Source organism: Veillonella seminalis (genome assembly GCF_003992065.1).
Taxonomy (GTDB): Bacteria; Bacillota; Negativicutes; order Veillonellales; family Veillonellaceae; genus Veillonella_A; species Veillonella_A seminalis.
Genome location: NZ_RQUZ01000012.1, coordinates 1 through 25066 on the forward strand (window position 1 = coordinate 1; position 25066 = coordinate 25066).

At 41.0% G+C, this 25066-nt stretch carries 17 protein-coding genes; 13 read left to right on the top strand and 4 right to left on the bottom strand.

Annotated elements, in window-relative coordinates; translation table 11 throughout:
* Nucleotides 1-449: 449 nt before the first annotated feature.
* From EO126_RS08550 to EO126_RS10980, 6 genes are all read left to right on the top strand, one after another.
* Entirely contained in the window at nucleotides 450-2924 is a 2475-nt protein-coding gene (locus tag EO126_RS08550) for an ESPR domain-containing protein (protein ID WP_127008527.1), read from the top strand.
* Nucleotides 2899-7524, top strand: coding sequence for a beta strand repeat-containing protein (locus tag EO126_RS08555; RefSeq protein WP_127008501.1), 4626 nt, complete (start codon nucleotides 2899-2901; stop codon nucleotides 7522-7524). The genes EO126_RS08550 and EO126_RS08555 overlap by 26 nt, the downstream gene beginning before the upstream one ends.
* Complete coding sequence (locus tag EO126_RS08560) at nucleotides 7521-8462, top strand: YadA-like family protein (RefSeq protein ID WP_006556005.1); 942 nt, start codon at nucleotides 7521-7523, stop codon at nucleotides 8460-8462. The genes EO126_RS08555 and EO126_RS08560 overlap by 4 nt, the downstream gene beginning before the upstream one ends.
* A gap of 628 nt (nucleotides 8463-9090) precedes the next feature.
* On the top strand, nucleotides 9091-10578 hold the full coding sequence (locus EO126_RS11070) for a YadA-like family protein (protein ID WP_127008503.1): 1488 nt from the start codon (nucleotides 9091-9093) through the stop codon (nucleotides 10576-10578).
* A gap of 778 nt (nucleotides 10579-11356) precedes the next feature.
* On the top strand, nucleotides 11357-11821 hold the full coding sequence (locus EO126_RS10760) for a hypothetical protein (RefSeq protein ID WP_225723639.1): 465 nt from the start codon (nucleotides 11357-11359) through the stop codon (nucleotides 11819-11821).
* A complete protein-coding gene (locus EO126_RS10980) occupies nucleotides 11822-13072 on the top strand; it encodes a YadA-like family protein (RefSeq protein ID WP_006556009.1) in 1251 nt (416 codons plus the stop codon). It abuts the gene before it with no gap.
* Between the two features lie 117 nt (nucleotides 13073-13189).
* On the opposite strand, the gene EO126_RS08585 is transcribed toward EO126_RS10980, so the two are convergent.
* The gene (locus EO126_RS08585) at nucleotides 13190-14074 is read right to left on the bottom strand and encodes a LysR family transcriptional regulator (protein ID WP_006556010.1); all 885 of its coding nucleotides are present in this window, start codon (nucleotides 14072-14074) and stop codon (nucleotides 13190-13192) included.
* 259 nt (nucleotides 14075-14333) lie between these two features.
* On the opposite strand from EO126_RS08585, the gene EO126_RS08590 reads away from it, so the two are divergent.
* Both EO126_RS08590 and EO126_RS08595 read left to right on the top strand, forming a co-directional pair.
* Nucleotides 14334-14816, top strand: a complete 483-nt coding sequence (locus EO126_RS08590; RefSeq protein ID WP_006556011.1) for a flavodoxin — start codon at nucleotides 14334-14336, stop codon at nucleotides 14814-14816.
* A gap of 132 nt (nucleotides 14817-14948) precedes the next feature.
* Nucleotides 14949-15434: a cupin domain-containing protein gene (locus EO126_RS08595; RefSeq protein ID WP_006556012.1), complete on the top strand. Its 486-nt coding sequence runs from the start codon at nucleotides 14949-14951 to the stop codon at nucleotides 15432-15434.
* Between the two features lie 80 nt (nucleotides 15435-15514).
* Here the strand turns inward: EO126_RS08595 and EO126_RS08600 are convergent, their stop codons facing one another.
* From EO126_RS08600 to ispE, 3 genes are all read right to left on the bottom strand, one after another.
* The gene (locus EO126_RS08600; protein ID WP_127008505.1) at nucleotides 15515-17017 is read right to left on the bottom strand and encodes a DASS family sodium-coupled anion symporter; all 1503 of its coding nucleotides are present in this window, start codon (nucleotides 17015-17017) and stop codon (nucleotides 15515-15517) included.
* 627 nt (nucleotides 17018-17644) lie between these two features.
* Nucleotides 17645-18334 (bottom strand): GntR family transcriptional regulator, encoded by a 690-nt coding sequence (locus EO126_RS08605; protein ID WP_006556014.1) that lies wholly within the window; start codon nucleotides 18332-18334, stop codon nucleotides 17645-17647.
* A complete protein-coding gene (gene ispE, locus EO126_RS08610) occupies nucleotides 18334-19218 on the bottom strand; it encodes a 4-(cytidine 5'-diphospho)-2-C-methyl-D-erythritol kinase (protein WP_006556015.1) in 885 nt (294 codons plus the stop codon). The genes EO126_RS08605 and ispE overlap by 1 nt, the downstream gene beginning before the upstream one ends.
* Before the next feature lie 182 nt (nucleotides 19219-19400).
* Here ispE and EO126_RS08615 point away from each other — a divergent pair, with 182 nt between their 5' ends.
* From EO126_RS08615 to EO126_RS08635, 5 genes are all read left to right on the top strand, one after another.
* Nucleotides 19401-20354 carry a YitT family protein gene (locus EO126_RS08615; protein WP_006556016.1) on the top strand — a complete coding sequence of 318 codons (954 nt, stop codon included), beginning with the start codon at nucleotides 19401-19403 and terminating at the stop codon, nucleotides 20352-20354.
* 171 nt (nucleotides 20355-20525) lie between these two features.
* On the top strand, nucleotides 20526-21434 hold the full coding sequence (locus EO126_RS08620; protein WP_127008507.1) for a YitT family protein: 909 nt from the start codon (nucleotides 20526-20528) through the stop codon (nucleotides 21432-21434).
* Nucleotides 21435-21643: 209 nt separating this feature from the next.
* The gene (locus tag EO126_RS08625) at nucleotides 21644-23326 is read left to right on the top strand and encodes a phosphoglucomutase (protein WP_127008509.1); all 1683 of its coding nucleotides are present in this window, start codon (nucleotides 21644-21646) and stop codon (nucleotides 23324-23326) included.
* Nucleotides 23327-23421: 95 nt separating this feature from the next.
* Nucleotides 23422-23691: an ACT domain-containing protein gene (locus EO126_RS08630; protein ID WP_006556019.1), complete on the top strand. Its 270-nt coding sequence runs from the start codon at nucleotides 23422-23424 to the stop codon at nucleotides 23689-23691.
* Between the two features lie 8 nt (nucleotides 23692-23699).
* Nucleotides 23700-25058 carry a PFL family protein gene (locus tag EO126_RS08635; RefSeq protein WP_006556020.1) on the top strand — a complete coding sequence of 453 codons (1359 nt, stop codon included), beginning with the start codon at nucleotides 23700-23702 and terminating at the stop codon, nucleotides 25056-25058.
* Nucleotides 25059-25066: the final 8 nt, after the last annotated feature.

Consider the following 25066-nt stretch of genomic DNA (forward strand, 5'->3'; position numbering starts at 1 on the left):
TTGTAGTTGTATATATAAATAAATTATGACTAAATAGTGTGCTTTTTGAATTATAGGCTCTATAATCTAAGAGGTGTAAAGTATAAATTTAGGGAAAGATATTTGAGATAAATGATAATGGACTGGTTAAATGTTGTTGTATATCTCATAAAAATATCTTGAAAGGGGATGGTAGTAATTGAATATTTATTTATGTACAAATAATAGGATTAACTGACATATATCAACACAGAACATGGGGAATATATGTTGATAATCAAATAAATGGTATTTTTTATATTTTGGGAGAACATTTTTAACAAATATTGGAGGGTTTAATGGGAAGTAATCATCCTAAAAGAGTAGGAAGTGATGTAATTTTAGAATAATTTTGGGAATAATTTTTTTGAAAAATATCGCATGGATCGGAAATTAGGGTCGTGTATAGGCCGGTAAAGGAGTCGCATAGTATGAATAAGGTATTCAAGGTAGTATGGAGTAAAACAAAAGGTATGTATGTGGTCGTATCTGAATTGGCTAAAAGTCATCAGAACGGTACATCAAAGAGGGTAAAAGGGATAGTTTTGTCCGGTTTAGTTGCTGCTTTTTTATTGGGCGCTTTGGGAACAGCGGACGCGAGTTTGATTACCACTGATGAAAGTCAGATGGAGATGAGATATGACCAGACGGATCAAGCTTATAATTCAGTTGGTTGGGATTCCGGTAATGGAGTTCAATATAAACTGTTAGTTCAAGGTGCTACCGATGGTGGCGTTGAAGTTAAAATGGGGAGTTACATGAGTGGTGGTGATAAAAAGGTTACAACTAAACCACAACCTGGGCCTGCCCAAATCGAAAATAAATATCAAGTTTTAAAAATCGGTTTGGACTCTGCTACGCTTAAAAAGATTAATGACTCTAGTAAAAATTCTTCAACTGCTCTCGATGAATTGAAAAAAATGGCAAATCGCGATCTCAGTAATTTATCGGAAGCAGGGGAAAAGAAACTGAACGATCTTGTAAAAGGTATTAAGACCGGCTCGACGGATCTTACTGCAGGCAGTGACAATATTAAAATTGCGGAAAGTGAAAATGCTGATGGTAGCAAATCCTTTAGCGTTGATTTGAATAAAAATGTTGACCTTAGCGCAGATGGCTCTGTTACTGTAGGCGAAACCAAACTGGATAAGTCGGGTTTAGAAACCGGTGAAACCAAAGTTAAAGCTAATGGCATATTGGTTGGCACTACAGCTTTAACTGCCGGTGGCTTGGGCATTGGAAAAACAGTTGTTGCAGCTGACGGTTTGACTGTTGCCGGTGGCCCATCCGTAACTACAGCCGGTATTGATGCAGGCGGTAAAAAAATATCTAATGTTGGTGAAGGTGCTGTTGTTGAAGGTTCTACCGATGCTGTAACCGGTGGTCAGTTATTTGGCGTGCAAAAAGATCTTAATGATTCCATTAAAGGCGCTCAAGATACAGCTAATTCCGCTCTTCAAAGTGTAACCGTAACCGATACTAAAGGCCAAACTTTCGTTGTTAATAAAGACAATGCAGGCTTTGGTATTGTTGGTGCTAAAGACGGCATGGTTGAAAGCACAGTTAGTGGTCAGAATTTGGTAGTTGATTTAACCGATGCAACGAAAGAAAAAATCAACAACGCAGCCGGTAAAGATTTAGGCAACTTGGATGACAAAGGTAAAGAAGTCATCAAGGAAGTTGTTAAGGAATCCGTTAATGTAGACGGTGGTGATAACATCAGTGTTGTTGATGCAACGAATGATGATGGAGTTAAAACATTTACTGTTAACTTGGATAAAAATATTAATCTTGGCACAGACGGTTCCGTTACTGCAGGCGATACCAAACTAGACAAGTCCGGTTTAGAAATTGTTGGTGGTCCATCCGTAACTAAAGATGGCATCGACGCAGGCGGTAAAGTTGTTGGCAACCTTGGTGAAGGTGCTGTAGCTGAAGGTTCCAAAGATGCTGTAACCGGTGGTCAATTATTTGGCGTGCAAAAAGATCTCAATGATTCCATTAAAGGTGCTCAAGATACAGCTAATTCCGCCCTTCAGACTGTAAGCGTTAAAGACGGCGCAGGTAACGTTCTTACCGTAAATAAAGATAATGCAGGTTTCGGTATCATAGGTGCTACCGATGGTATGGTTGAAAGTAAAGTATCCGGTCAGGACTTGGTAGTAGACTTAACAGCTACTACAAAAGAAAAAATCAACAACGCAGCGGGTAAAGACTTAGGCAACTTGGATGACAAAGGTAAAACTGTAATTAAAGAAGTTGTTCAAGAATCCGTTGATGTAATAGGCGGCAATAATATTGAAGTAACTGATGCTGTAAATAATGAAAGTGTTAAAACATTCACTGTTAACATGAAGAACAATGTTGACTTAGGTGCTACTGGATCCTTTAAAGCCGGTGCCACTACAGTTGATGCTAGCGGTTTAACAGCCGGAGCAACTAAAGTTGGTGCTGATGGCGTAAGCGTTGGCGATGCAACGTTAACAGATGATGGTTTATCAGTTGTTGGTGGTCCATCCGTAACTAAAGACGGCATCAATGCAGGCGGTAAAGTTGTTGGTAATCTTGGTGGAGGTGCTGTAGGTGAAGGTTCCAAAGATGCTGTAACCGGTGGCCAATTATTTGGCGTGCAAAAAGATCTTAATGATTCCATTAAAGGCGCTCAAGATACAGCTAATTCCGCTCTTCAAAGTGTAACCGTAACCGATACTAAAGGCCAGACTCTCGTTGTTAATAAAGATAACGCAGGTTTCGGCATTAAAGGTGCTACCGATGGTATGGTTACCAGCGAAGTTTCCGGTCAGGATTTAGTAGTAGACTTAACAGCCGCTACGAAAGAAAAAATCAACAACGCAGCCGGTAAAGACTTAGGTAACTTGGATGATAAAGGCAAAAACCGTTATTAAAGAAGTTGTTCAAAACGCAGTTGATGTAAAAGGCGGTACTAATATTAATGTAGATGCAGCTAATGTTAATGATGTTAAGACATTTACTGTTAACTTAGATAAGAATTTAGATTTGGGCGGCGAAGGCTCCATCACTTTGGGCGATACCATCATCAAATCCGGTGACGTACAAGTTGGTGGTACAACCATTAATAACGGCGGCGTAACTTTGAACTCTAACGGCGAATTCAAAGTTGGTGACACTGTAATCAACGGCAGTACAATTAATGTTGGCGGTACAACCCTTAACCAAGGTGGTTTGACAATTAAAAACGGTCCTACTATTAACGTTGGCGGTATCAACATGGGCGGTACTAAGATTACCAACGTAGCTAATGCCACTGAAGAAGGCGACGTAGTAACTTACAACCAGTTACAAGAAGTGAAAAACATTGCGACTGAAAGTTCCGAATTGGCTAACAGTGCACTTCAAACCGTAGCTGTTAAAGGTAACGACGGTCAGACAATCACTATCAGTAAAGGTCAGGCAAACCTTGGTATCGTAGGTGCTACCGATGGTATGGTTGAAAGCAAAGTATCCGGTCAGGACTTGGTAGTAGACTTAACAGCTGCTACGAAAGAAAAAATTAACAATGCAGCCGGTAAAGATTTAGGTAACTTGGATGACAAAGGTAAAGAAGTTATCAAAGAAGTTGTTCAGAAATCCGTTGACGTAAAAGGTGGTACTAATATCGAAGTAGCCAGCGAAACTGGTGCAGATGATGTTAAGACTTTCACTGTTAACATGAAGAACAATGTTGACTTAGGTGCTACCGGATCTATTAAAGCCGGTGCTACCACAGTTGATGCTAATGGCTTAACTGCCGGTACAACTACAGTTTCCGCTGATGGCTTAGCAATTGTTGGTGGTCCATCCGTAACTAAAGACGGCATCAATGCGGGCGGCAAAGTGGTATCTAACCTTGGTGAAGGTTCCGTGACTGAAGGCTCCAAAGATGCTGTAACCGGTGGTCAGTTATTCGCAGTAAAAACTGATGTTGATGGCGTAAAAGGCCGTGTAGATACAATCAATAATAACCTTGAAAAAGTTACTAATAATTTAGAAAAAGTGACTGAAACTGCAGGCAGTGCTCTTCAAACAGTAACTGTAGCAGATACTAATGGTAAAGAACTCACTATCGATAAAGACCGTGCAGGCTTCGGCATTAAAGGTGCTACCGATGGCATGGTTACCAGTGAAGTATCCGGCCAAGACTTGGTAGTAGACTTAACAGCGGAAACTAAAGAAAAAATCAACAACGCAGCCGGTAAAGATTTAGGCAACTTAGATGACAAAGGTAAAGAAGTCATCAAAGAAGTTGTTCAGAAGTCCGTTGACGTAAAAGGTGGTACAAACATCGAAGTAACCAGCGAAACCGGTGCTGATGATGTTAAGACATTCACCGTTAACATGAAGAACAATGTTGACTTAGGCGATAAGGGATCGATTAAAGCCGGTGCCACTACAGTTGACGCTAACGGTTTAACCATTGCTGATGGCCCATCCGTAACTAAAGGCGGTATCAATGCTGGTGGTAAAGTAGTATCTAACCTTGGTGAAGGCTCCGTGGCTAAAGACTCCACTGATGCAGTAACCGGTGGTCAATTATACGGTGTGAAAACTGAATTAGATGACAAAGTAAACACTGTTACTAATGAAGTTAATACAATCAAGACTGATGTAGGCACATTGAAGACTGAAATGACAACAGTTAAAACTGATGTTGGCACAATCCGTACAGACGTAAATACCTTGACTGATCGTGTAACTACAGTTGAAAATACAGCCGGCAGTGCTCTTCAGACCGTAACTGTAAAAGACAGCGAAGGTAATAAACTTACTGTTAATAAAGAAAATGCAGGCTTCGGTATCGTAGGTGTTACTGACGGTATGGTTGCAAGCAGGGTAGCCGGTCAGGACTTAGTTGTGGATTTAACAGCCGCTACGAAAGAAAAAATCAACAACGCAGCCGGTAAAGACTTAGGTAACTTGGATGATAAAGGCAAAACCGTTATTAAAGAAGTTGTTCAAAACGCAGTTGATGTAAAAGGCGGTACTAATATTAATGTAGATGCAGCTAATGTTAATGATGTTAAGACATTTACTGTTAACTTAGATAAGAATTTAGATTTGGGCGGCGAAGGCTCCATCACTTTGGGCGATACCATCATCAAATCCGGTGACGTACAAGTTGGTGGTACAACCATTAATAACGGCGGCGTAACTTTGAACTCTAACGGCGAATTCAAAGTTGGTGACACTGTAATCAACGGCAGTACAATTAATTTTGGCGGTACAACCCTTAACCAAGGTGGTTTGACAATTAAAAACGGCCCTTCCATCAATGTAGGCGGTATCAACATGGGCGGTACTAAGATTACCAACGTAGCTAATGCCACTGAAGAAGGCGATGTAGTAACTTACAATCAGTTACAAGAAGTGAAAAATATCGCAACTGAAGGTTCCAAATTGGCTGACAGTGCACTTCAAACTGTATCGGTTAAAGGCAACGACGGCCAAGTAATCACAATCAGCAAAGGTCAAGCAAGCCTCGGTATCGTAGGTGCAACTGACGGCATGGTTGAAAGCAAAGTTAATAGTAATGATTTGGTGGTTGATTTGACAGCGGCTACGAAAGAAAAGATTAACAATGCAGCCGGTAAAGACTTAGGCAACTTGGATGACAAAGGTAAAGAAGTCATCAAAGAAGTAAGCCAGCATGCTGTTGATGTAGTAGGCGGTAGCAATATCACAGTTGATACTGAAAAAGTTGATGATGTTAAGACATTCACCGTTAACTTGAATAAAGACTTGAACTTAGGCGGCGAAGGCTCCATCACTTTAGGTGATACTGTAATTAAATCCGGTGACGTTAACATTGGTGGCACAACCATTAACCAAGGCGGTGTAACCTTAGTTCCTACCGGTGAATTCAAAGTTGGTGACACTGTTATCAACGGTGGTTCCATTAATGTAGCCGGCACAACAATCACCGAAGGTGGTATTATGGTTAACCCTCAGGGCAACATCGTTCTTGGTGATACTACAATCTCCAATGGTGGTTTCACAATTAAAAACGGTCCAACCATCAACGTTGGTGGTATCAATATGGGCGGTACTAAGATTACGAACGTAGCTAACGGTACTCAAAAAGGCGATGTAGTAACTTATAACCAGTTACAAGAAGTGAAAAATATTGCTACTGAAGGCTCTGAATTAGCTAACTCCGCATTACCAACTATTTCCATTAATGACGGTAACGGTGGTGTGATTACGGTTAATAAAGGTCAGGCAGGCTTTGGTGTTACCGGTAAATCCGGCGGCATGGTTGAAAGCAAAGTTGATGGTCAAAACTTGGTAGTAGACTTAACAGCCGCTACTAAAGAAAAGATTAACAACGCAGCTGATAAAGACTTATCTAACTTAAGCAATAAAGGTAAAGAAGTTATTAAAGAAACCAGCCAGAATGCAGTTAATGTAACGGGCGGTAACAACATTACGGTAAATCCTTCCGACGTTAACGGTGTTAAGACATTCGATGTTAACTTGAATAACCAAATCGACCTTGGTGCTACGGGCTCCGTAAAAGCAGGCAACACAACGGTAGATAACAATGGTGTAAGCGTAGGATCCAGCACATTGACTGGCGACGGTTTAGCTGTAGGCAATACTAAAGTAAGCGACAGCGGTCTTGCTGTTGGCGATACTAAGGTAAGCGGTAGTGGCCTCACAGTTGGTGATGTAGCAGTAAACGGCAGCGGCTTATCCATTACCGGTGGCCCTTCTGTAACTAAAGACGGCATCGATGCAGGCAATAAAGTAATTTATAACATTGCTGATGGTGTAAAAGCTGGCGACGCTGTGAATAAAGGCCAGTTGGATAAAGTAGACACTAAAGTTAATGACTTGAGTGGTAGAGTTGATGGCCTTGATAAAGGCCGTAAAGACTTAGGTACTAAAGTTGACGGTTTAGGTCAAGACGTTAAAGACCTCGGCACTAAAGTGGGCAACTTGGATACTAAGGTAGGTAATTTAGATACTAAAGTTGGCAACCTTGATACTAAGGTAGATAAATTGGATAAGACTGTTAAAGGTTTTGATGGTCGCATAACTGAAGTTGAAAAAACTGCCGGCAGTGCTTTACAGGGCATCACGGTAGGTACTGACACTAATAGTCATGATGAAGGCGTTAAACTTACTAAAAAACAGAATCGCCTCGATATTGTTGGAGCAACAGATCAAAAAGGTGATAAATCAATCGTTACATCTGTTTCGGGCAATAAAGTTAATATTGATTTAGCTGATGGCGTAAAAGACAAAATTAATAACGCAGCTACCAAGAATATGGATAATTTGTCGGATACAGGTAAAGCGAATGTTAGAGGTTTGGTTAGTGCTGTTGGTGATAATGCAGTTGTAGTTGATACAGATGTAAATGATGCCGGTGTAAAAACATTTACAGTTGGCTTGACTGAAGATGCACAGAAGATGTTAACCCGACATGTAGGATGGCGTCCAAAGATAATGCTAAGACAAGTAAAGATGAATCATCTAAGATGATGGCAAGAAGCGCCGCTCGTTCGGCCGGTTATGATTGGCGAGATGCTATTGAGGGGGAAGAAAATCAGTATGATGAATATTTGGATACCAGTGATGAATTCAAGATTACTGATAAAGGTGTCTTGGATTTAGCTGATGATGTTCATATTGCCTCTTCTTTGACAATTGGTGAAACATCTATGACTACTGATGGGGTTTATGTAGGTGGTACAACTTCCTTAACTAATGATGCCTTAACAGTTCAGGATTCCGCTTTAACAAATGATACCCTCGTTCTTGGTGGCACAACTTTGGCAACACATAACAGCGAAACAGGCTTAATCACTTTGGATAATGTAGCTCAAGGTACAATCTCCGAAGATTTGCATCAAGCAATTACCGGCGCTCAGTTGTATCCTATTAAAACACAGGTTGACAACAATACAGCTGCAATCGGTGTAATCGGTGAAGTAGTAAATGCTCAAGGTCAAGCAATCCAAGGCTTATCCTCTGAAATTCAAAGCGTACGTAACGAATCCGCTGAAGGCGATGCAATGACAGCTTCCTTAGCAGCATTGAATCCACTTCCATACGCTGAAGGCGAACGCGGACAGATTATGGCTGGTGTTGGTACTTATAAAGGCAAACAAGCTATGGCAGTAGGTTATGCGTATGCTCCGAACAGCGATCAGCAATACACCGTAGGTCTCTCCTATGGTCAAGGCGGTAAAGCTATGGCTAATATGGGTGCTACATTCCGTATCGGTTCCGGTGAAACAACTAAACCTGGTAGCTCTGTAGCAGCAGTTCAAAGTAAGGTTCAAGCTTTAGAAGCTCAGAATAAAACACAACAAGCTAAATTCGATGAAGAATTGGCAACTAAACAGAGCCAGATTGATGCTCAGAACGATCGCATCGCTAAACTCGAAGCTTTAGTTCAGCAGTTGGTTCAACGTTAATTGGATTGTTTAGTAGTGAATTACAACGTATTGTCAAATTACAGAAAATTTTGTTGGCGATGTAGTTACAATTGAATAAAGTGCAAGTAAACAAAACGTGTGATATAGAGAGATAAGACTCTTTGTATCACACGGTTTTGTGTATGAAGATAAAAAATGATTTATAGCAGAAATAATCAATTAAATGGTGTTTTTTACAAGTGTACATTATGAAAAAATATGAATGAGAAAAATGAAGAAAGTTCATGAAAAAATTAATTAATCGATTAGTAAACGATTCGTGTTATTTCATTTTTAGCATTAATAGAATTTATTATTTGATGAAAATAAAATAATACTTTAAGAGTTTAGATTTTATCTGTGTTGTTGATTTGCAGTGATAAAAAAGGTTATGAAATGAAATTATTCAATATGTTAAAATCTAATAAACAAGAGGTTTTTGGCTGGTTGACATGATTGCTGAATGAATTATATAATATGTTTATATAAAAAAGAAATCCAATTATTTAGATATAAACATATAATTTTAATGTGAAAATCTTATTTTGAGTTTGTAAAATTAATGATGGAAAACGTCTTAATTTATATTTTAAATTTATAATAATAAAGTAGTTTGGAGGCGTACTGAATGAATAAAGTTTTTAAAATTGTTTGGAGTAAAACAAAAGGATGCTATGTTGTCGCATCAGAATTTGCAAAATCTCATCAAAGTGGTGCAACTCGAGCATCCCGCAAAGTAATGGCAACCTTGTTGTTGAGCAGTATGGTATTAATGCAACACTCCGTATATGCCAGCTATATTACGGCTGATAAGGGGTTTATGGATGGGAAAAACTCCGTAGGGTTTGATACCGGTAATGTAAGTTCATATCGTTTATTATTACGTGGTATTAACGGGATTACCACTACGTTAACTACATATGATACTAATGCTGAAGATGGTGTTGGTACCGGAAAGGCAATGACGGATTCAAAAAAACAAGTATTGACAATCGGGTTAAGTACTGAATCACAAGAAAAATTAGATCAAGCTGCATCATCAGCGGCATCTTCTGCAAGCAGTGCTGAAAGCTCTGCATCTAGTGCAACAGCTGCTGATAGTAGTGCAACTAATGCATCATCGAGTGCAACAGCTGCCGATAGTAGTGCATCCAGTGCATCATCAAGTGCAATTGCCGCCGATAGTAGTGCAAGTAATGCTGAATCTAGTGCAACAGCAGCCGATAGTAGTGCATCCAGTGCGGCATCGAGTGCGACAGCGGCTGATAGCAGTGCTCAAATAGCAGTTGATGCAGCTTCTACGGCAACAAGTGCGGCTTCTACTGCTAATAGTATTTTAGATACATTAAATCAGGGCGGTATTGCCGGCGGTACAATTAATGGTGAAGGTGCTTTAGCAACCGGTAAAAATTCACAAGCTATTGGTGATTATACATCGGCATATGGTACAAATGCAGCAGCAACTGCAGATAATGCAACAGCTATTGGTGCTAACTCTCAAGCAACTGCTGAAAATTCGGTAGCTTTAGGTGCTAATTCGGTAGCATCCGAAGCGAATACCGTATCTATTGGTTCTGTTGGTAATGAACGTAGATTAACTAATGTAGCTGATGGTGTTAACGATACAGATGCAGTTAATATGCGTCAATTAAATGCGGTGTCTAATAAAGTCGGCGAAGTTCAAAATGAAGTTAAAAATGTTGGTGCATTAAGTGCAGCCTTGAGTGGTTTGAAACCAATTCAATATGATCCAGCTGAACCGACTCAGATTATGGCGGCCCTGGGAACTTATCGTGGTCATAATGCTATGGCATTGGGTGTTGCTCATTATGTAAATGATTCGACTATGTTTAATGCGGGTCTTGCTTATGGTAACGACGATTCTAAAGTAATGGCTAATGCTGGTGTGACATGGAAGTTTGGTACTTCTTCACAAAAAGAAGCTGCAACAAATCAGCAGTTGGCTGGTAAGGAAGCACAACAGAGGATTAATCAATTGACATCGGCTAATCAGGCACAAGCTACTCAAATCCAAAATCAGCAGGCTGAATTAAATGCTCAGAACGATCGCATTGCTAAATTGGAAGCTTTAGTACAACAGTTGGTTCAAAAATAATCTCACTATATTATGTTAATAGTTTTTAATTATAGAGGATTTCCGGACTATAAAATCTCATAATGTGAAGAAAATTTTCTGCGAAGTCCTCTGTATAAGGACAACTGAATAGTGTTAAAAAACTAAGTGAAAAGTCATGACAGTTGGTTTGAAAATATGCACGAAAAATGTGTATTTTCGAGCCATGTCATGGCTTTTTTTATTTGTTTAACAATTCGGGTAAAAACGTGTATAAACATTATAAAGTTTTTTTCTAAATGACAAAAATTAATTGAGAAAAACTAAAAAAGATGGTATTGAAAATCGCTGATTATATATGCACAGATTTAGATATGACGATAAATGGCTAACTGATAATGTTAATGTTGATTTCAAAAAGTTGATTAAAAATTCATGAATTAGCATGAAATTTATGCAATTATGAAATGATTTGCCTATTGTTAAGATAGGATTAATATGTTATTCTGAAAATGCAGTGAAATGAAATAATTCGATTTATAAATTTAAAATTTATGATGAAGTTATGACTGAAAATTAGTCTATAATTCATAATATTTTTGATTATATGTTTTTATTTATTGGGAAATTAGTGTGAAGTTATTATTCGAGTGAGTAAGGAGAAAACAAATGAAAAAAGATTAAGTGTAGGTAAACGTTTAGCGGTAATGGGAACAGTGCTCGCAGTATGGGGGCAAAATCCTTTGGTTTCTAAACTTTAGCTATCGGTGGTGTTTCTGAAGCTCACGATTCCAATACAATTGCAGTAGGTCTTTCTGCTATTGCTCAAGGTCATTACTCTGTAGCTATGGGGCAACAGGCTCGTACTTTTTCCGATAATGCATTAGCAATTGGTCACTATGCAGAATCTTACGGGGAAGAATCAACAGCTATCGGTTATTTCTCGCGTGTTGGTGGATCTAATAATATCGCCTTGGGTAATATAACTCGTTTGCAAGGTGTAGATAATTCTGTTGCACTAGGTTCAAATGCACGTTCTGTACTTAGCAATTCCGTAGCCATCGGTAATAACTCTGCGGCTCTTATTGATTCAACTTTTGATATGCCAGCAGAATATTCTAATGAACGGTTTAGCGCAGAGCAAGGAGTGGTATCTGTAGGTAATATTTACTATACAGTAACAGATACTAAAACCGGAAAAATTCGAGAATACAAAGCTAATACTCGACGTATTATTAATGTAGCCGGTGGTCGCGCAGATACTGATGCAGTCAACGTAGCTTAGTTGAAAGCAGCTCTTAAAGATATCACTATTGAAGCGGCTGAGGGGATTACTGTAAATCGTGTTGATAATAAATTTACAATTGGTTTAAATGTTGTGGGATCCGATACGCCAACTGACGTGGTAACTGTAACACCGCCTCCATATGATCCAAATTCTACAACGACAACACCATCTGCTGATACAGAAACTACTCCTGGTGAAAGTGCTTCTGGAGATACAGGCACAACAACTCCAACAACGCCTGAAGAAGGTTATCCCAAATCCGGTGACCAGGTAATAATTGGTGTTGAAACTAAACCAATTGGTATTGTTGATAATGAAGGTAATAAGACAGCTGTTACTCCTGGTAGCGAGTTCAGTGTAGTCGGTGCCGATAATATCACAACGACTGCAAGCGTGGTAACGAATGAAACCAAAAATGAAGACGGAACTACAACTATCACTAAAACACCTAAGTTGGAAGTAGCTTTGAACAAAGATTTGAAAGACTTGAACAGTGTAAGCACAGGGAATACAGTTCTTGCCGATGGTTTAACGGGTAAAGATAGTGCTGGTAAAGATGCGGTTGTAATTCAGAGTAACAATATTAATATGGGTGGCAATGTGATTCAAAACGTTGCTGAAGGCGTAAACACAACTGATGCGGTTAATGTAGGTCAGCTCAAAAACGAAACTCGCGTATCTGCTGATGGCGCTTTCATCAAAAAAGACAACACAGCAGCTCAGAAAATTACAGCTTTGGATAATCAGGTTCAAGCTAACAGCGAAAGCATTAGTTCCATCAATGATAGCATCACTAACCTCAACGGTGGTGTATCCAACTTGAGCAATCAAGTAAGCAAATTGGACAATCGTCTTGATCGTGTAGGTGCCGGTGCAGCCGCTTTAGCAGCTTTACACCCACAGGACTTCGATCCAAGTGCAAAATGGGACTTCGCAGCCGGTTATGGTAATTACAAAGGAGCTAATGCAGTAGCCTTGGGTGCGTTCTACCGTCCGACTAATGACTTGATGTTCTCCGTTGGTACCAGCATGGGGGGCGGTGAAAACATGTTCAACGCCGGCGTAAGCATTAAATTCGGTAGCAGCAATGAGTACTCCAATTACTCCAAGTCTGCATTAGCCGAAGTTGTTTCCAACCAGGATTCTACGATTGAAAACTTGAATAACCGTGTGGCTAAACAGGAACAGGAAAACCAAGAATTGCGTGCACAGATTCAAGAAATCTTGAACCAGTTGGCTAGCAAATAATAATTGAATAATAATCATTTACTATAGGTTTCGTTCTATAAACTTAGGTTTTAATTGGAGACCTTGTAGTAAGTGTAAAAAGAACTCCTAGTCCGTTTGGACTGGGAGTTCTTTTATTTATTCCGCACTGAAGAAATTTTTCAATTCTTCAAGAAACCTTGTTGCCGTTGGTGAGAATAGTCGATGCGAGTGAGTCACTAGGTACCATTTATTCTCTAAGGTAGGCACGATAGGGCGATAGGTAAGGGTAGGATGATGCGGTGGTAAAAGGCAGCTCAAGGTAACCGCGTAGCCTAAGCCTTGTTCGACCAAAAACAGCATATTGTTGATTAAATTATAGGTGGCCATGATGTTCAAATTGGAACGGCTGGTGCCGAACAGTTCGTAGTCGGTAGGACTGGCAAAGCCTTGACGGGATAAAATTAACGGCAACTTTTTAAGTTCCTCTTTTTGGAGTTCGGTCTTTTGGGCCAACGAGTCGTCTTGACGCATAAGAAGTACGCTTTTATCGCTGCGGCCGATGTAATAGTAATCATAGCCTTCACGGAAATTAGGCTCTACCACGAGGCCTATATCTAATAAGCCCTTATCGAGCCTGTCCATAACAACGGTGTGATCGCCTGAATATAAGTGTAGATGAATTTGTGGATATATTTGTTGCAAGTTTTTGAAACATTGAGTGATATCACTCATGTGGTGAGTTTCTCCGCAACCGAAGTAAATATTGCCGTTTAAAAGTTCTGCATCTTTTTTTAGAGCCCCTTCGGTAGCACTCACTAGATCTACGATTTCACGGGCCCGTTGTTGCAGATAACGTCCTTCTTCGGTGAGGGTTATTTTACGTTTACCGCGGATAAAGAGCGTTTTGCCCAATTGGTCTTCTAAATCCTTCATCTGTTTAGACAAGGTAGATTGCGTAATATGTAATGTTTCGGCGGCTTTACTGATAGTTTCTTCCTGAGCGATAGTTAAGAAATAGACGAGCAAACGTGTTTCTATCATGAGAGGCTCTTTTCGTGTTTTTTTTCAGAAAAAGAAAAGTATATCCTTATTTTACTATTCCTAAAAACGATGGTAAATAAGAACTAATAACTGTTAGTCATAAAGTTAAGAATACGATACAATGAAGACAGCTCAAGAAAGGGTTTGAGAAAAGAGGGTCAGAAAACAGTTCGCGAAAAATGTTTGAGAAAAGGATTAAAGAAGCGCGTGTGCCGAATGTAGCGTATTAAGTAATAGTATATAAAGGAGATGTTTTACTATGAGTAAATCATTGGTTGCTTATTTTAGTGTTACCGGTACGACTAAACTGGTAGCACAAAATTTAGCAGAGGCGATTGGTGCGGATCTATATGAAATTAAGCCGGAAGTTGCCTATAAGACAGCGGATTTGGATTGGACGAATAAACAAAGTCGTTCTTCGGTAGAAATGGCGGATATGTCATCTCGTCCGGCTATTCAAAAACCGTTGCCTGATATGAAATATTCTGTTTTATATGTAGGTTTTCCAATCTGGTGGTATCGTGTACCGTCGATTATTAACACATTCTTAGAAAGTTTTGATTTAACCGATGTGGTGGTTATTCCGTTTGCTACGTCCGGCGGCAGTGCCATGGGTAAAACTAATGAAGCTTTGAGCCCATCTTGCGTTGGTGCCGTATTAAAAGAAGGGCATCGTTTTTCGGTGCATACATCAAATGATGAATTAAAACAGTGGTCTGAATCTTTTAATTTAGGTAATTAAGCGAGAAAAATTGTCGAGAGAGGGGTAAAATATTAGAATCGTATAAAGTATATGAGTCGTATGAAGCAAATACGTAAGATGGCAGTTTTGGGACTGCTTTGTATGAGTTTACAAGTAGGAGGAATGAGCGTAATGGCAAATAATATACAAGAATTAACAAATAAAGAAGTACAGACAGTAGCAGTTGATAAACAGGCAGATGTGAAAGACTTAAATAGTATTTCTGCATTTCCGGTAGGCGAGTTTAATAAAGACTATGCGCAATATTTTAGCGGTAAAAGTTGGTTGGCTCCGTTAAATAACGAAGAAGTGGGCATTCATAATGTAACATTTGAACCAACCAGTCGTAATGATTGGCATGTTCATCATGGTGCCGGTCAGATTCTCGTGGTAGTCGGCGGTAAAGGTTGGTATCAAGAAGCCGGTAAACCGGCTCAAGCATTGGCAACCGGTGATGTGGTGTACATTGCGCCTGAAATCAAACACTGGCATGGAGCTACAGCAGACAGCTACTTCTCCCATTTAGCTATGACGGTGCATAAAGAAGGTGTATCGGTTACTTGGATGGAACCGGTTACTGATGCCGAATATAAAGACCTTAAATGGGAACATAAATAAATTCCGGATGCTAAAAACCCCGTTCCGAAATCTCGGAACGGGGTTTTGTTGTTTGTTATGGAATTAAATGAGCTTGTGGTTTATACGAACCCAATCCAATGCCAATAAGTGGCTGCGTAAACGAGTAACATGATGTAGCCGATGATAGTGATCGGAATACCTGTTTTCATGAACGTTTTTACTTCGAAGGTACCGGAACTGTAAGAAACCATGCCCTGAGGGGAGTTAACCGGTAAGATGAAACCGAAGCAGATGGAGAATTGAGCGATTACCGTAAGACCTATAGGGTTGATACCCGGCATATTAACAGCTGTTACGATAGAGATTACGATCGGAATCATGGCCGAAGATAACGCGGTGGCCGAAGCGAAACCTAAGTGGATCATAATCAAGAAGAGGGTAATCGTTGCTAAGAGAGCGAATATGGTCAATGTTTCGAGGGCGAACATGTGAATAAACGCATTGGCGAGCCAAGTAGCGGCTTTGGTTTTTAAAAGTGCGGTACCAAGGCTGATGCCGGCGCCGAACATAACGATGGAACCCCAGTCAATACGGCTTTGTGCGTATTTCCAGTCGATAATACCGATACCCGGCATTAAGAACAAGGCGATAGCAACAACAGTAGTAGTCGTTGTATCGTATTTGTGCAAGTGACCGCCGGTAGCCCAGAAACCGAGCAAGATAACGGAAAGAACGAGTAATTTCTTTTCGTTAAAAGTCATAGGTCCCAAGTTTTGGAGATGTTGCTGTAATTCTTTTTGAGAACCTTCTAAGTCATGTTCGTCCGGTTTTAAGAGCCACATGGATAAGAAGTAGTAAATTACAACCATCACCAAGGAGTAAGGGGCAGCAGCGAGTAACCAATCAATCCAAGATACTGAAGTGTTGAGTTGCGTGGAAATGAAGCCTACGGCAACCAAGTTTTGGGCAGCTGCTGTTTGTACCATGATATTCCAAAGTGTATCCGCCTGGGTGGCCCCGATAACGAGGAGGGCAGCCAGTTTACTTTGGCGATTAATGCCTAAGCTGTCTAAAATACCGAGAATAATCGGAATTAAGCAGGCTAAACGTGCAGTAGCGCTCGGTACGAAGAACGATAAGATAAAACCGGTGAAAATAACGCCGATATAAATACGGCTGGTTTTAGTACCGATACGTGATAATACGTTTAACGCAATGCGGCGATCGAGCCCTGTTTTAGTCATGGCCACGGAAATAAACATGGCGGCCGCAACTAAGGCCCAAGCCGGTGTGGAATAACCGGAAATGGCAATTTTTAATGCATTACTGGTGCCAAGAATCTTGGTCGGTGCATCGATATTAGGTGCTGTACCCAATAAAACGGCGGTGAGTGCAGTCAACATCGTAGCACTTACCGGATACGATACGGCACTGCTGATCCAGAGAACGATGGCGAAGAACAAGATGCCTATCATTCGGTGACCGGCCGTCGATAAATCACTTGGCGTCGGTAAACATAAAATACCGATCAATACTGCAAAACTAAGAATAAGTCCGATTAATTTGCTCTTTGGATAACCTGCAGTTGGCAGCGTTGCCGCGGGGGTTGTCTGTGTAGCCATGATTCATCATCTCCTTTTGGATAGAGTTTATTTTGATTAATAATAAACCCGGACAATAAATTTAATAAAGAAAAAACAATAAAAATAATAAAAAGGAAAATAAGGACGAATTACTCATAAAATAAGTGTCACAAAACAAATCGGACTGATGTTTTGCGATGAATTCCGAGTAATTAAAACTCTCTTTTTTCTTTTGTAAAACAACACGCTGTCTATTGATTAAACAGTATGTTATTACTTAAAAGAATTCGACAATACAATGTGAATTCCTTTATCGAATCGTTTGAATTTGAACGAAAATACACGAAATGTAAAAAACCTCCTATAAAAGGAGGTTTTTAATTATAGTATTTGGTTGATAAAAGGTAAGCTCTTATTATATGCTGACTCTGAATGGAAGGTTAAAAATTAATTATAAATAAATTGCATAATTAATATAATAAACGGGTATAATTGGTTGTTATCGCATATTAATTGTTTTTGATTTTACGCGCATTTGTAACGAACAAAATGTGTAAGTATATGACCTTTGTGAACAGAAAATTCTGATTGTCCTTTGTTTGTCTGTATATTCCTTTACATATTGCATACAACATATAACATCATGAATACACGATATGTCAAAAATTATTGCTTATCGATGTTCATACCTTTTAAGAGGGCTTGTTCGGAATGTTCCATGTGGAGACGGGCAATTTCGCGAGCTTGGGCCGGATTGCGTTCAGCAATGGCTTCCACGAGCAAGCGATGCTCTTCCCAAGTTTTAACCAAACGTCCTGGCTGATTCATGGACATGGTACGGAAACGTAAGGTTTGTTCGCGCAAATTATGGATAATTTCCACTAAACGTTCGTTGCGTGAAGCTTTATACAATACTTCATGGAAGTTAACATCCGCTTCGACCACTTTGTCCATATTTTTTTCTTCCATAAAGGTGCCGATTTCTACCAACATGCGTTCTAAAAATTCGATTTCATCCGGCGTGATGCGTTCAGCAGCTAATTGAGCAGCCAATTCTTCGAGTGCAGAACGAATCTCGAATACTTGGGTTACATCTTTCAACGAAATATCGGCCACATAAGTGCCGCGATGAGGAATCATAACAACAAAGCCTTCCAGTTCCAATTTGCGGATAGCTTCGCGCACCGGTGTGCGGCTAACGCCTAATTCTTCGGCTAATGGCACTTCCATTAATCGTTCGCCCGGTTTGAAAACGCCGTCGCGAATAGCTTGGCGCAAGGTTTCACATACAACTTCACGAAGCGGTTTGTAAGAGTTTAATACGATTGGTTGTAAACGTCCTAGATCTTTGTTCATTAGGCTAAAGCCTCCTTGCCGTGGGTTTTAGTAATTAAGGAAAGCCAATTGTGGCCGGCTGCTTTGATTTCTTCTTGCAACGTCAATGCTTCTCGAGCTGCATCGAGGTAAACGACCATGGTTGGACCGCTACCGGTCATGATGGTGGTATAGCCGCGGTCGGTGAAAAACTTCTTGCAACTTTGAAGTTCCGGATGAAGCGGGAATATCAGTTCTTCAAAGGTATTGCCACTTACTTTCATAGCCTCTTTGATGTCGCCGGTGTGAATCGCTTTTTCAACTTCATCGATAGTGGTACTGTCGAATTGGGACTCATTGTTAAAACGGCTGTAAGCGGCTGTGGTGGATATAGATAATTCCGGCTTTACTACGAGTAACCAATGCGGTTTACCGGTCGGTAAATAGCTTAATTCTTCGCCGCGTCCTTTGCCGCGAGCGGTGCCGCCTCTCATGAGAAACGGTACATCGGAGCCTAAACCGTTGGCTAAAGTCATGAGCTCGTCATCGGTAAGACGTAAGTCCCAGAATTTATTGAGTCCGAGAAGCATTGCGGCTGCATCGGAACTGCCTCCGCCGAGACCGGCTGCGGGCGGTACACGTTTTAATAAGTGAATGGCGCCGCCGGTAGTGCAACCCGTATAGGTTTGCACGGCTCGTAAAGCTTTCATAGCTAAGTTTGTTTCGTCATAGGCCATCATGTCGTTCATGTACTGCGGTAATTCCGGTGCGGAACCGGAGAAAACAACCGAATGATGTTTGGCAAAATAAATGGAGTCTCCCAAGTAAATGGATTGAAAAATAGTATCGATATTGTGATACCCGTCATCGCGCTTATTGAGAATAGCTAAACCGATATTAATTTTGCTGAAGCTGAGTTGCTCCATGGATATCCTCCTTTATGTGATGAATGGATAGATTACTTGCTTTTATCGGCTAATTATCTAGTTGAAATTATAAGTTGGTTAGGTTAAGATGAACATAGATATATTATACCTTAATAGCTTCTATATTTAACTATAAATTATACGCTATTAACGGACAAATTTCAATTTTTCTAGGAGGAACTATGCAGTTCAAGTGGGGTCAAACCGTAAACGCCTTAGTTATGACGACCATCGGTTCATTAATTTTTGCTATAGGTCTTGATGCTTTTATTGTACCACATAAGTTGGTATCGGGGAGTTTAAGCGGTATCGCGTTAATGCTTTTCTATGTAACGGGGATTCAGGTCGGTACCTTGAACCTCTTACTTAATATACCTATTTTGTGGGCTGCGTATCGCTGGTTGGGACGTTGGCATGTAATGATTACCATCTTCGGCACGGCGGTCATTTCCTTCCTGATTAATGCTTTTGAATTCATGGCCGATTATCAATTGACGCACGATCCGCTGATCGGTTCGTTATTGGGCGGTATTTTATGCGGCCTCGGGCTCGGTATCGTCTATCGTTCCGGCGGTAATACGGGTGGCCTTGATCCTATTGCCATGATTATTCGTAAATATTACGGTCTTCAGATGGGCAGTATTATTTTTGGCATTAACTTTATCATCTTAGTGGTAGCAGCTATAGTTATCAGTGTGGAAGCAGCGGCGATTACGCTTGTAAGTATTTATGTTCAAGCCATGGTTACTAATAAAGTGGTTGTCGGTTTTAATCAGCGTAAAGCTATTTTTATTATTTCCACTTGTCCGTATAAAATATGTGATGTAATTATTCATCAAATCGGTCGTGGTGCTACCATTTTAAATGGCGAAGGAGCTTATACACATCAACATAAGCAAGTTATCTTGGTTGTAGTCGGTTTGATGCAGGTAGCAAAGTTGAAAGAAGCCGTGCAAAAAGAAGATCCGTCGGCATTCATGATTTTGTCCGATGCTGCCGAAGTTATCGGTCAAGGCTTTACCATGCCGTTGGCAACGCCTAAAACGGTAAATGCGGCTATCGAGCGTTCTATTCAAAATGGACCTATCAGTGATTCCATACCGGAACAGCCGAATAGCACCAATGCTGGTAAATAATCAAGTTATACATATTTGTGGCAAAATATGTAAGGTTAAGATGTCTGAATGACAAAGGCATAAGACGAGAGAATTTGGGACGAAAAATACACTGTAAGTAGGGTATTTTTGAGAAAAATTGATGTGTGGTGAGGTATTTTTACATTCATATAGAAAAAATAGGGGGGCAACATGGAAAAAGATTGGCGTTCAACTATTAAAGTAATGATTCTTGTTACTGTCGGTACAATGTTGTTTGCATTTGGTATTAATGCATTTATTGTACCTCATAAATTGGTAAGTGGCGGCATCAGTGGGATAGCGTTGATATTGTATTATTTAACGGGGATTCAAGTAGGTACTTTGAACTTGATTTTGAATATTCCTGTCTTGTATGCGGCCTATCGCTGGCTCGGTCGTTGGCATCTGGGGATGACCATCTTCGGAACGGTTGTTTCGTCACTTTTAATCAATATGTTTAGCTTTATGCAGGATTTTCACTTAACGACTACGCCGTTGGTAGGTGCGATTCTGGGCGGGATTTTTTCCGGTCTCGGCATGGGGACGGTGTATCGTTCCGGCGGTAATACGGGTGGTCTCGATCCGATTGCTTTGATTATTCGGAAATATTACGGTCTCCAAATGGGCAGTGTTTCCTTGGGGATTAACAGTGTGATTCTGTTTATTGCCAGTTTTATCATCAGTGTAGAAGCAGCGGCCATTACTCTGGTAAGTATTTATATCGGTGCAATGATTACGAACCGCGTAGTTGTCGGTTTTAGTCAGCGTAAAGCGGTGTTTATTATTTCCTATAAGCCATATAAAATCTGCGATTTGATTTTGTATAAATTCGGTCGCGGCGCCACCATTTTGAATGGTGAAGGTGCTTATACACACCAGCATAAGCAGGTTATTTTGGTTGTAGTGAGTCTGATGCAGGTGGCTAAATTAAAAGAAGCGGTACAAAAAGAAGATCCTACAGCCTTTTTTATGGTCACGGATGTGGCTGAAGTTATCGGTCGAGGGTTTTCCATTAAATCGACGGCGGCTACTCAACAAGCGATTGAACGTGTTCGCGCAAGAGTCGAAATGAATGATTAAAAACTTTAAAATGCAATGTTAGTTATAAGTTTTGAATGATACTTTTAGCAGTTGAAAATACTTTTAGTAGTTAAAGATGCTTTTGGCAGTTAAAGGCGTTTTTGACAGTTGAGGTATTTTTGATAGTTAAAGCTATTTTGGGTAATTAAAGATATTCCCCTAATAAAGGGTGTTATATACTATATTAAAAATAATTGGAGGCTGCACTTATGGCACATGAATTAGCAGGTAAATTGGTTCGCCCGGAAGATTTGATTAACTTAGAGGCGGTGATTGAGGCCTATTATAATAAAAAGCCGGATTATGAAAAGAAGGAACAGCGCATTTCCTTCGGAACATCCGGTCATCGCGGCAAATCTTTAGCAGGCAGTTTTAACGAACTTCATGTGGCGGCTATTGCCCAGGCTATTTGTGACGGACGTAAAGAATTTGGGGCTACCTGTGTATGCTTTGTCGGCCATGATACACATGCCCTGTCGGAACCGGCGTTGGAAACCGTGCTTGAAGTATTGGCAGCGAACGGTGTTGTAGCAGCGGTAGATGGTGAAAACGGCTTCGTACCGACGCCTAGTATTTCTCGTGCCATTATTCGCTACAATGAAATTATTGATAAAGAAGAGAAAATCGCTTTTGTACCGGACTTTTTAAAAGCAAAAGTCGGCCATGGCAAAGCGGACGGCATTATTATTACGCCGTCTCATAATCCTCCGGATCAAGGCGGCATTAAATATAATCCGATTAACGGTGGGCCGGCTGATACGACGGTGACGAAATGGATTGAAAATAAAGCCAATGAATATTTGAAAAATAACGGCGAAGGTATTCGTCGTGTTGCCATTGACGAAATTGACTCCGGTTTACAGTGGGAATACGATTACAAAGGTCTGTATGTCAAAGAGTTGGCCTATGTGATTGACATGGATGCTATTCGCAAAGCTAAACCTAAAGTGCTTATCAATGCCTTGGGCGGCAGCGGTATGGAATACTGGGAAGCTATCAGTGAGGAGTACGGACTCGATTTAGATATTATTAACAATGAATACGATCCGACCTTCAGCTTTATGCCATATGACCATGACGGCGTAGTTCGTATGGACTGCTCGTCGGAATATGCCATGGCTGATGTTATTGCTAATATCGGTAACTATGATTTGGCCGTTGGTAATGATCCCGACTATGACCGTTACGGGATTGTGACGCAGGATGGTCTCATGGCTCCTAATCATTTCCTCGTGGCTGCCGGTGCTTACTTGTTCTTAAATCGCAGCTGGCAGGGCAAAGGCTTCGGTAAAACCGCAGTGGTTACTCGAATAGTTGATAAATTCTGTAATGACAACGGCATTAAAACGTATGAAGTGCCGGTAGGCTTTAAATATTTTTCATCCTTGTTGTTTGACGGTACCATAGGTATCGGCGGTGAAGAAAGTGCGGGCGCATCCTTCCTCAAAAAAGACGGCACCGTTTGGACGACCGATAAAGACGGCATAATTATGGGCTTATTGGCTATGGAAATGTTTGCGGTTACGAATGGCTTAACGCCGGATGTACTGTACACATTCCTTACCAAACGTTACGGTGAGCCTGAATTCGCGCGTGTTGATACACCTTGCAGTAAAGCGGCCAAAGAACGCTTGAGCCAATTACAACCGAGTGATGTAACAACTAAAGAATTGGCCGGTGAAACCATTGAAGATGTACGCACCACGTCACTTTACGGTGATTATGCTATCGGCGGCTTGCGTATTACGACGGCTAACAGCTTCTTGGTAGCACGTCCGTCGGGTACCGAAGATTTATACAAAGTGTATGCAGAAACATTCCAAGGCAAAGAAGCGTTGGCAGAACTTTTGAAAGCCGGCCAAGCTTTGGTGGATGAAGTAACGTCCCGTTAGCACTATATGGTATTGCACCGCGAATTGTGGTATAATATAACATCATTGAAATTAGAGAGTACTGATAATGTAGGTATAAGGGAAAGGTGAATCGCATGAAAGTAGTTGTAACCGTAGTAGGGGTAGACCGAGTAGGTATTATTGCGCGTGTAGCTACCGTATTGGCTGAGAACTATGTAAATATCGTATCGATTAATCAGACAATTTTGGACGGCATGTTCAATATGATCATGATGTGTGAAGCTAAAGATCAAACTGCTTTGCCAAAGGTTCAGGCAGCTTTGACGGCTGAAGGGGAAGCTTTGGGCGTTCAGATTCAGGCACAACATGCGGATATCTTTCTCAGCATGCATCGTATAGGGTAGGTGATGATATGTTAAGTATTGAAAATATCCTCGAAACCAACCAGATGATTCATGACAATAAGTTGGATGTTCGTACGATTACTATGGGCATCAGTTTGTTGGGGTGCACGGCCGTTGACGGCAACACCCTTTGTGATCGTATTTATGATCATATTACGCAAGAAGCCGAAAATTTAGTAGCCACCGGTGAAGCGATTGAACGTGAATACGGTGTGCCGATTATTAATAAACGCGTATCTGTTACACCGATTTCGCTCGTAGCGGCCGGCAGTGATTTGACGAATTATGTACCGGTAGCCAAAGCTTTGGATAAAGCAGCCAAAGCAGTGGGCGTTAACTTTATCGGCGGGTTTTCCGCTTTGGTAAGTAAAGGTTATACAGATGGTGACCGTCGTTTAATCGCATCCATTCCGGAAGCATTGGCGACGACTGATTTAGTGTGCAGTTCTGTAGGTATCGGTTCCACTAAAGCAGGCATCAACATGGATGCTGTAGCGGAAATGGGCCGTATTGTTAAACAAACCGCCGAGCTTACAGCTGACCGTGATGCTTTCGGTTGTGCTAAGCTTGTTATTTTTTGTAATCCTGTCGAAGACAATCCGTTTATGGCAGGGGCGTTCCATGGTGTCACGGAAGGTAATACGATGATTAGCGTTGGTGTCAGCGGACCGGGAGTTGTTAAGCACGCTTTGGAAGCTGTGCGCGGACGTCCTTTTGACGAAGTGGCCGAAACGATTAAACGTACAGCCTTCAAGATTACACGCGTGGGTCAATTAGTGGCTCAGGAAGCGTCACGGCGTTTGGGTAAGCAGTTTGGGATTATCGATTTATCTTTGGCTCCTACGCCTGCCGTTGGTGATTCGGTTGCGCATGTCTTGGAAGAAATGGGTATTACCTCCTGTGGGGCTCATGGTACTACGGCGGCTTTGGCATTGTTGAATGATGCTGTTAAAAAAGGTGGCCTTATGGCCTCGTCTCATGTAGGCGGTCTCAGCGGTGCCTTTATTCCGGTAAGTGAAGATAAGGGCATGATTGATGCTGTCTCGGTTGGCAGTTTAAGTTTAGAAAAATTAGAAGCCATGACTTGTGTTTGCTCTGTAGGTCTTGATATGATTGCAGTACCGGGCGATACATCGGCAGCGACCATTTCGGCAATTATTGCCGATGAAGCGGCTATTGGCATGATTAATAATAAAACGACGGCTGTTCGTTTGATTCCGGTTCCCGGCAAAACTGTCGGCGAAATGGTTGAATTCGGCGGCCTCTTGGGCTATTGCCCAATCATTGAAGTAAGTCCGTTTGGGGCGGAAGAGTTTATCCAGCGCGGTGGACGAATTCCGGCACCTGTACGCAGTCTTACGAACTAAGGACGAGC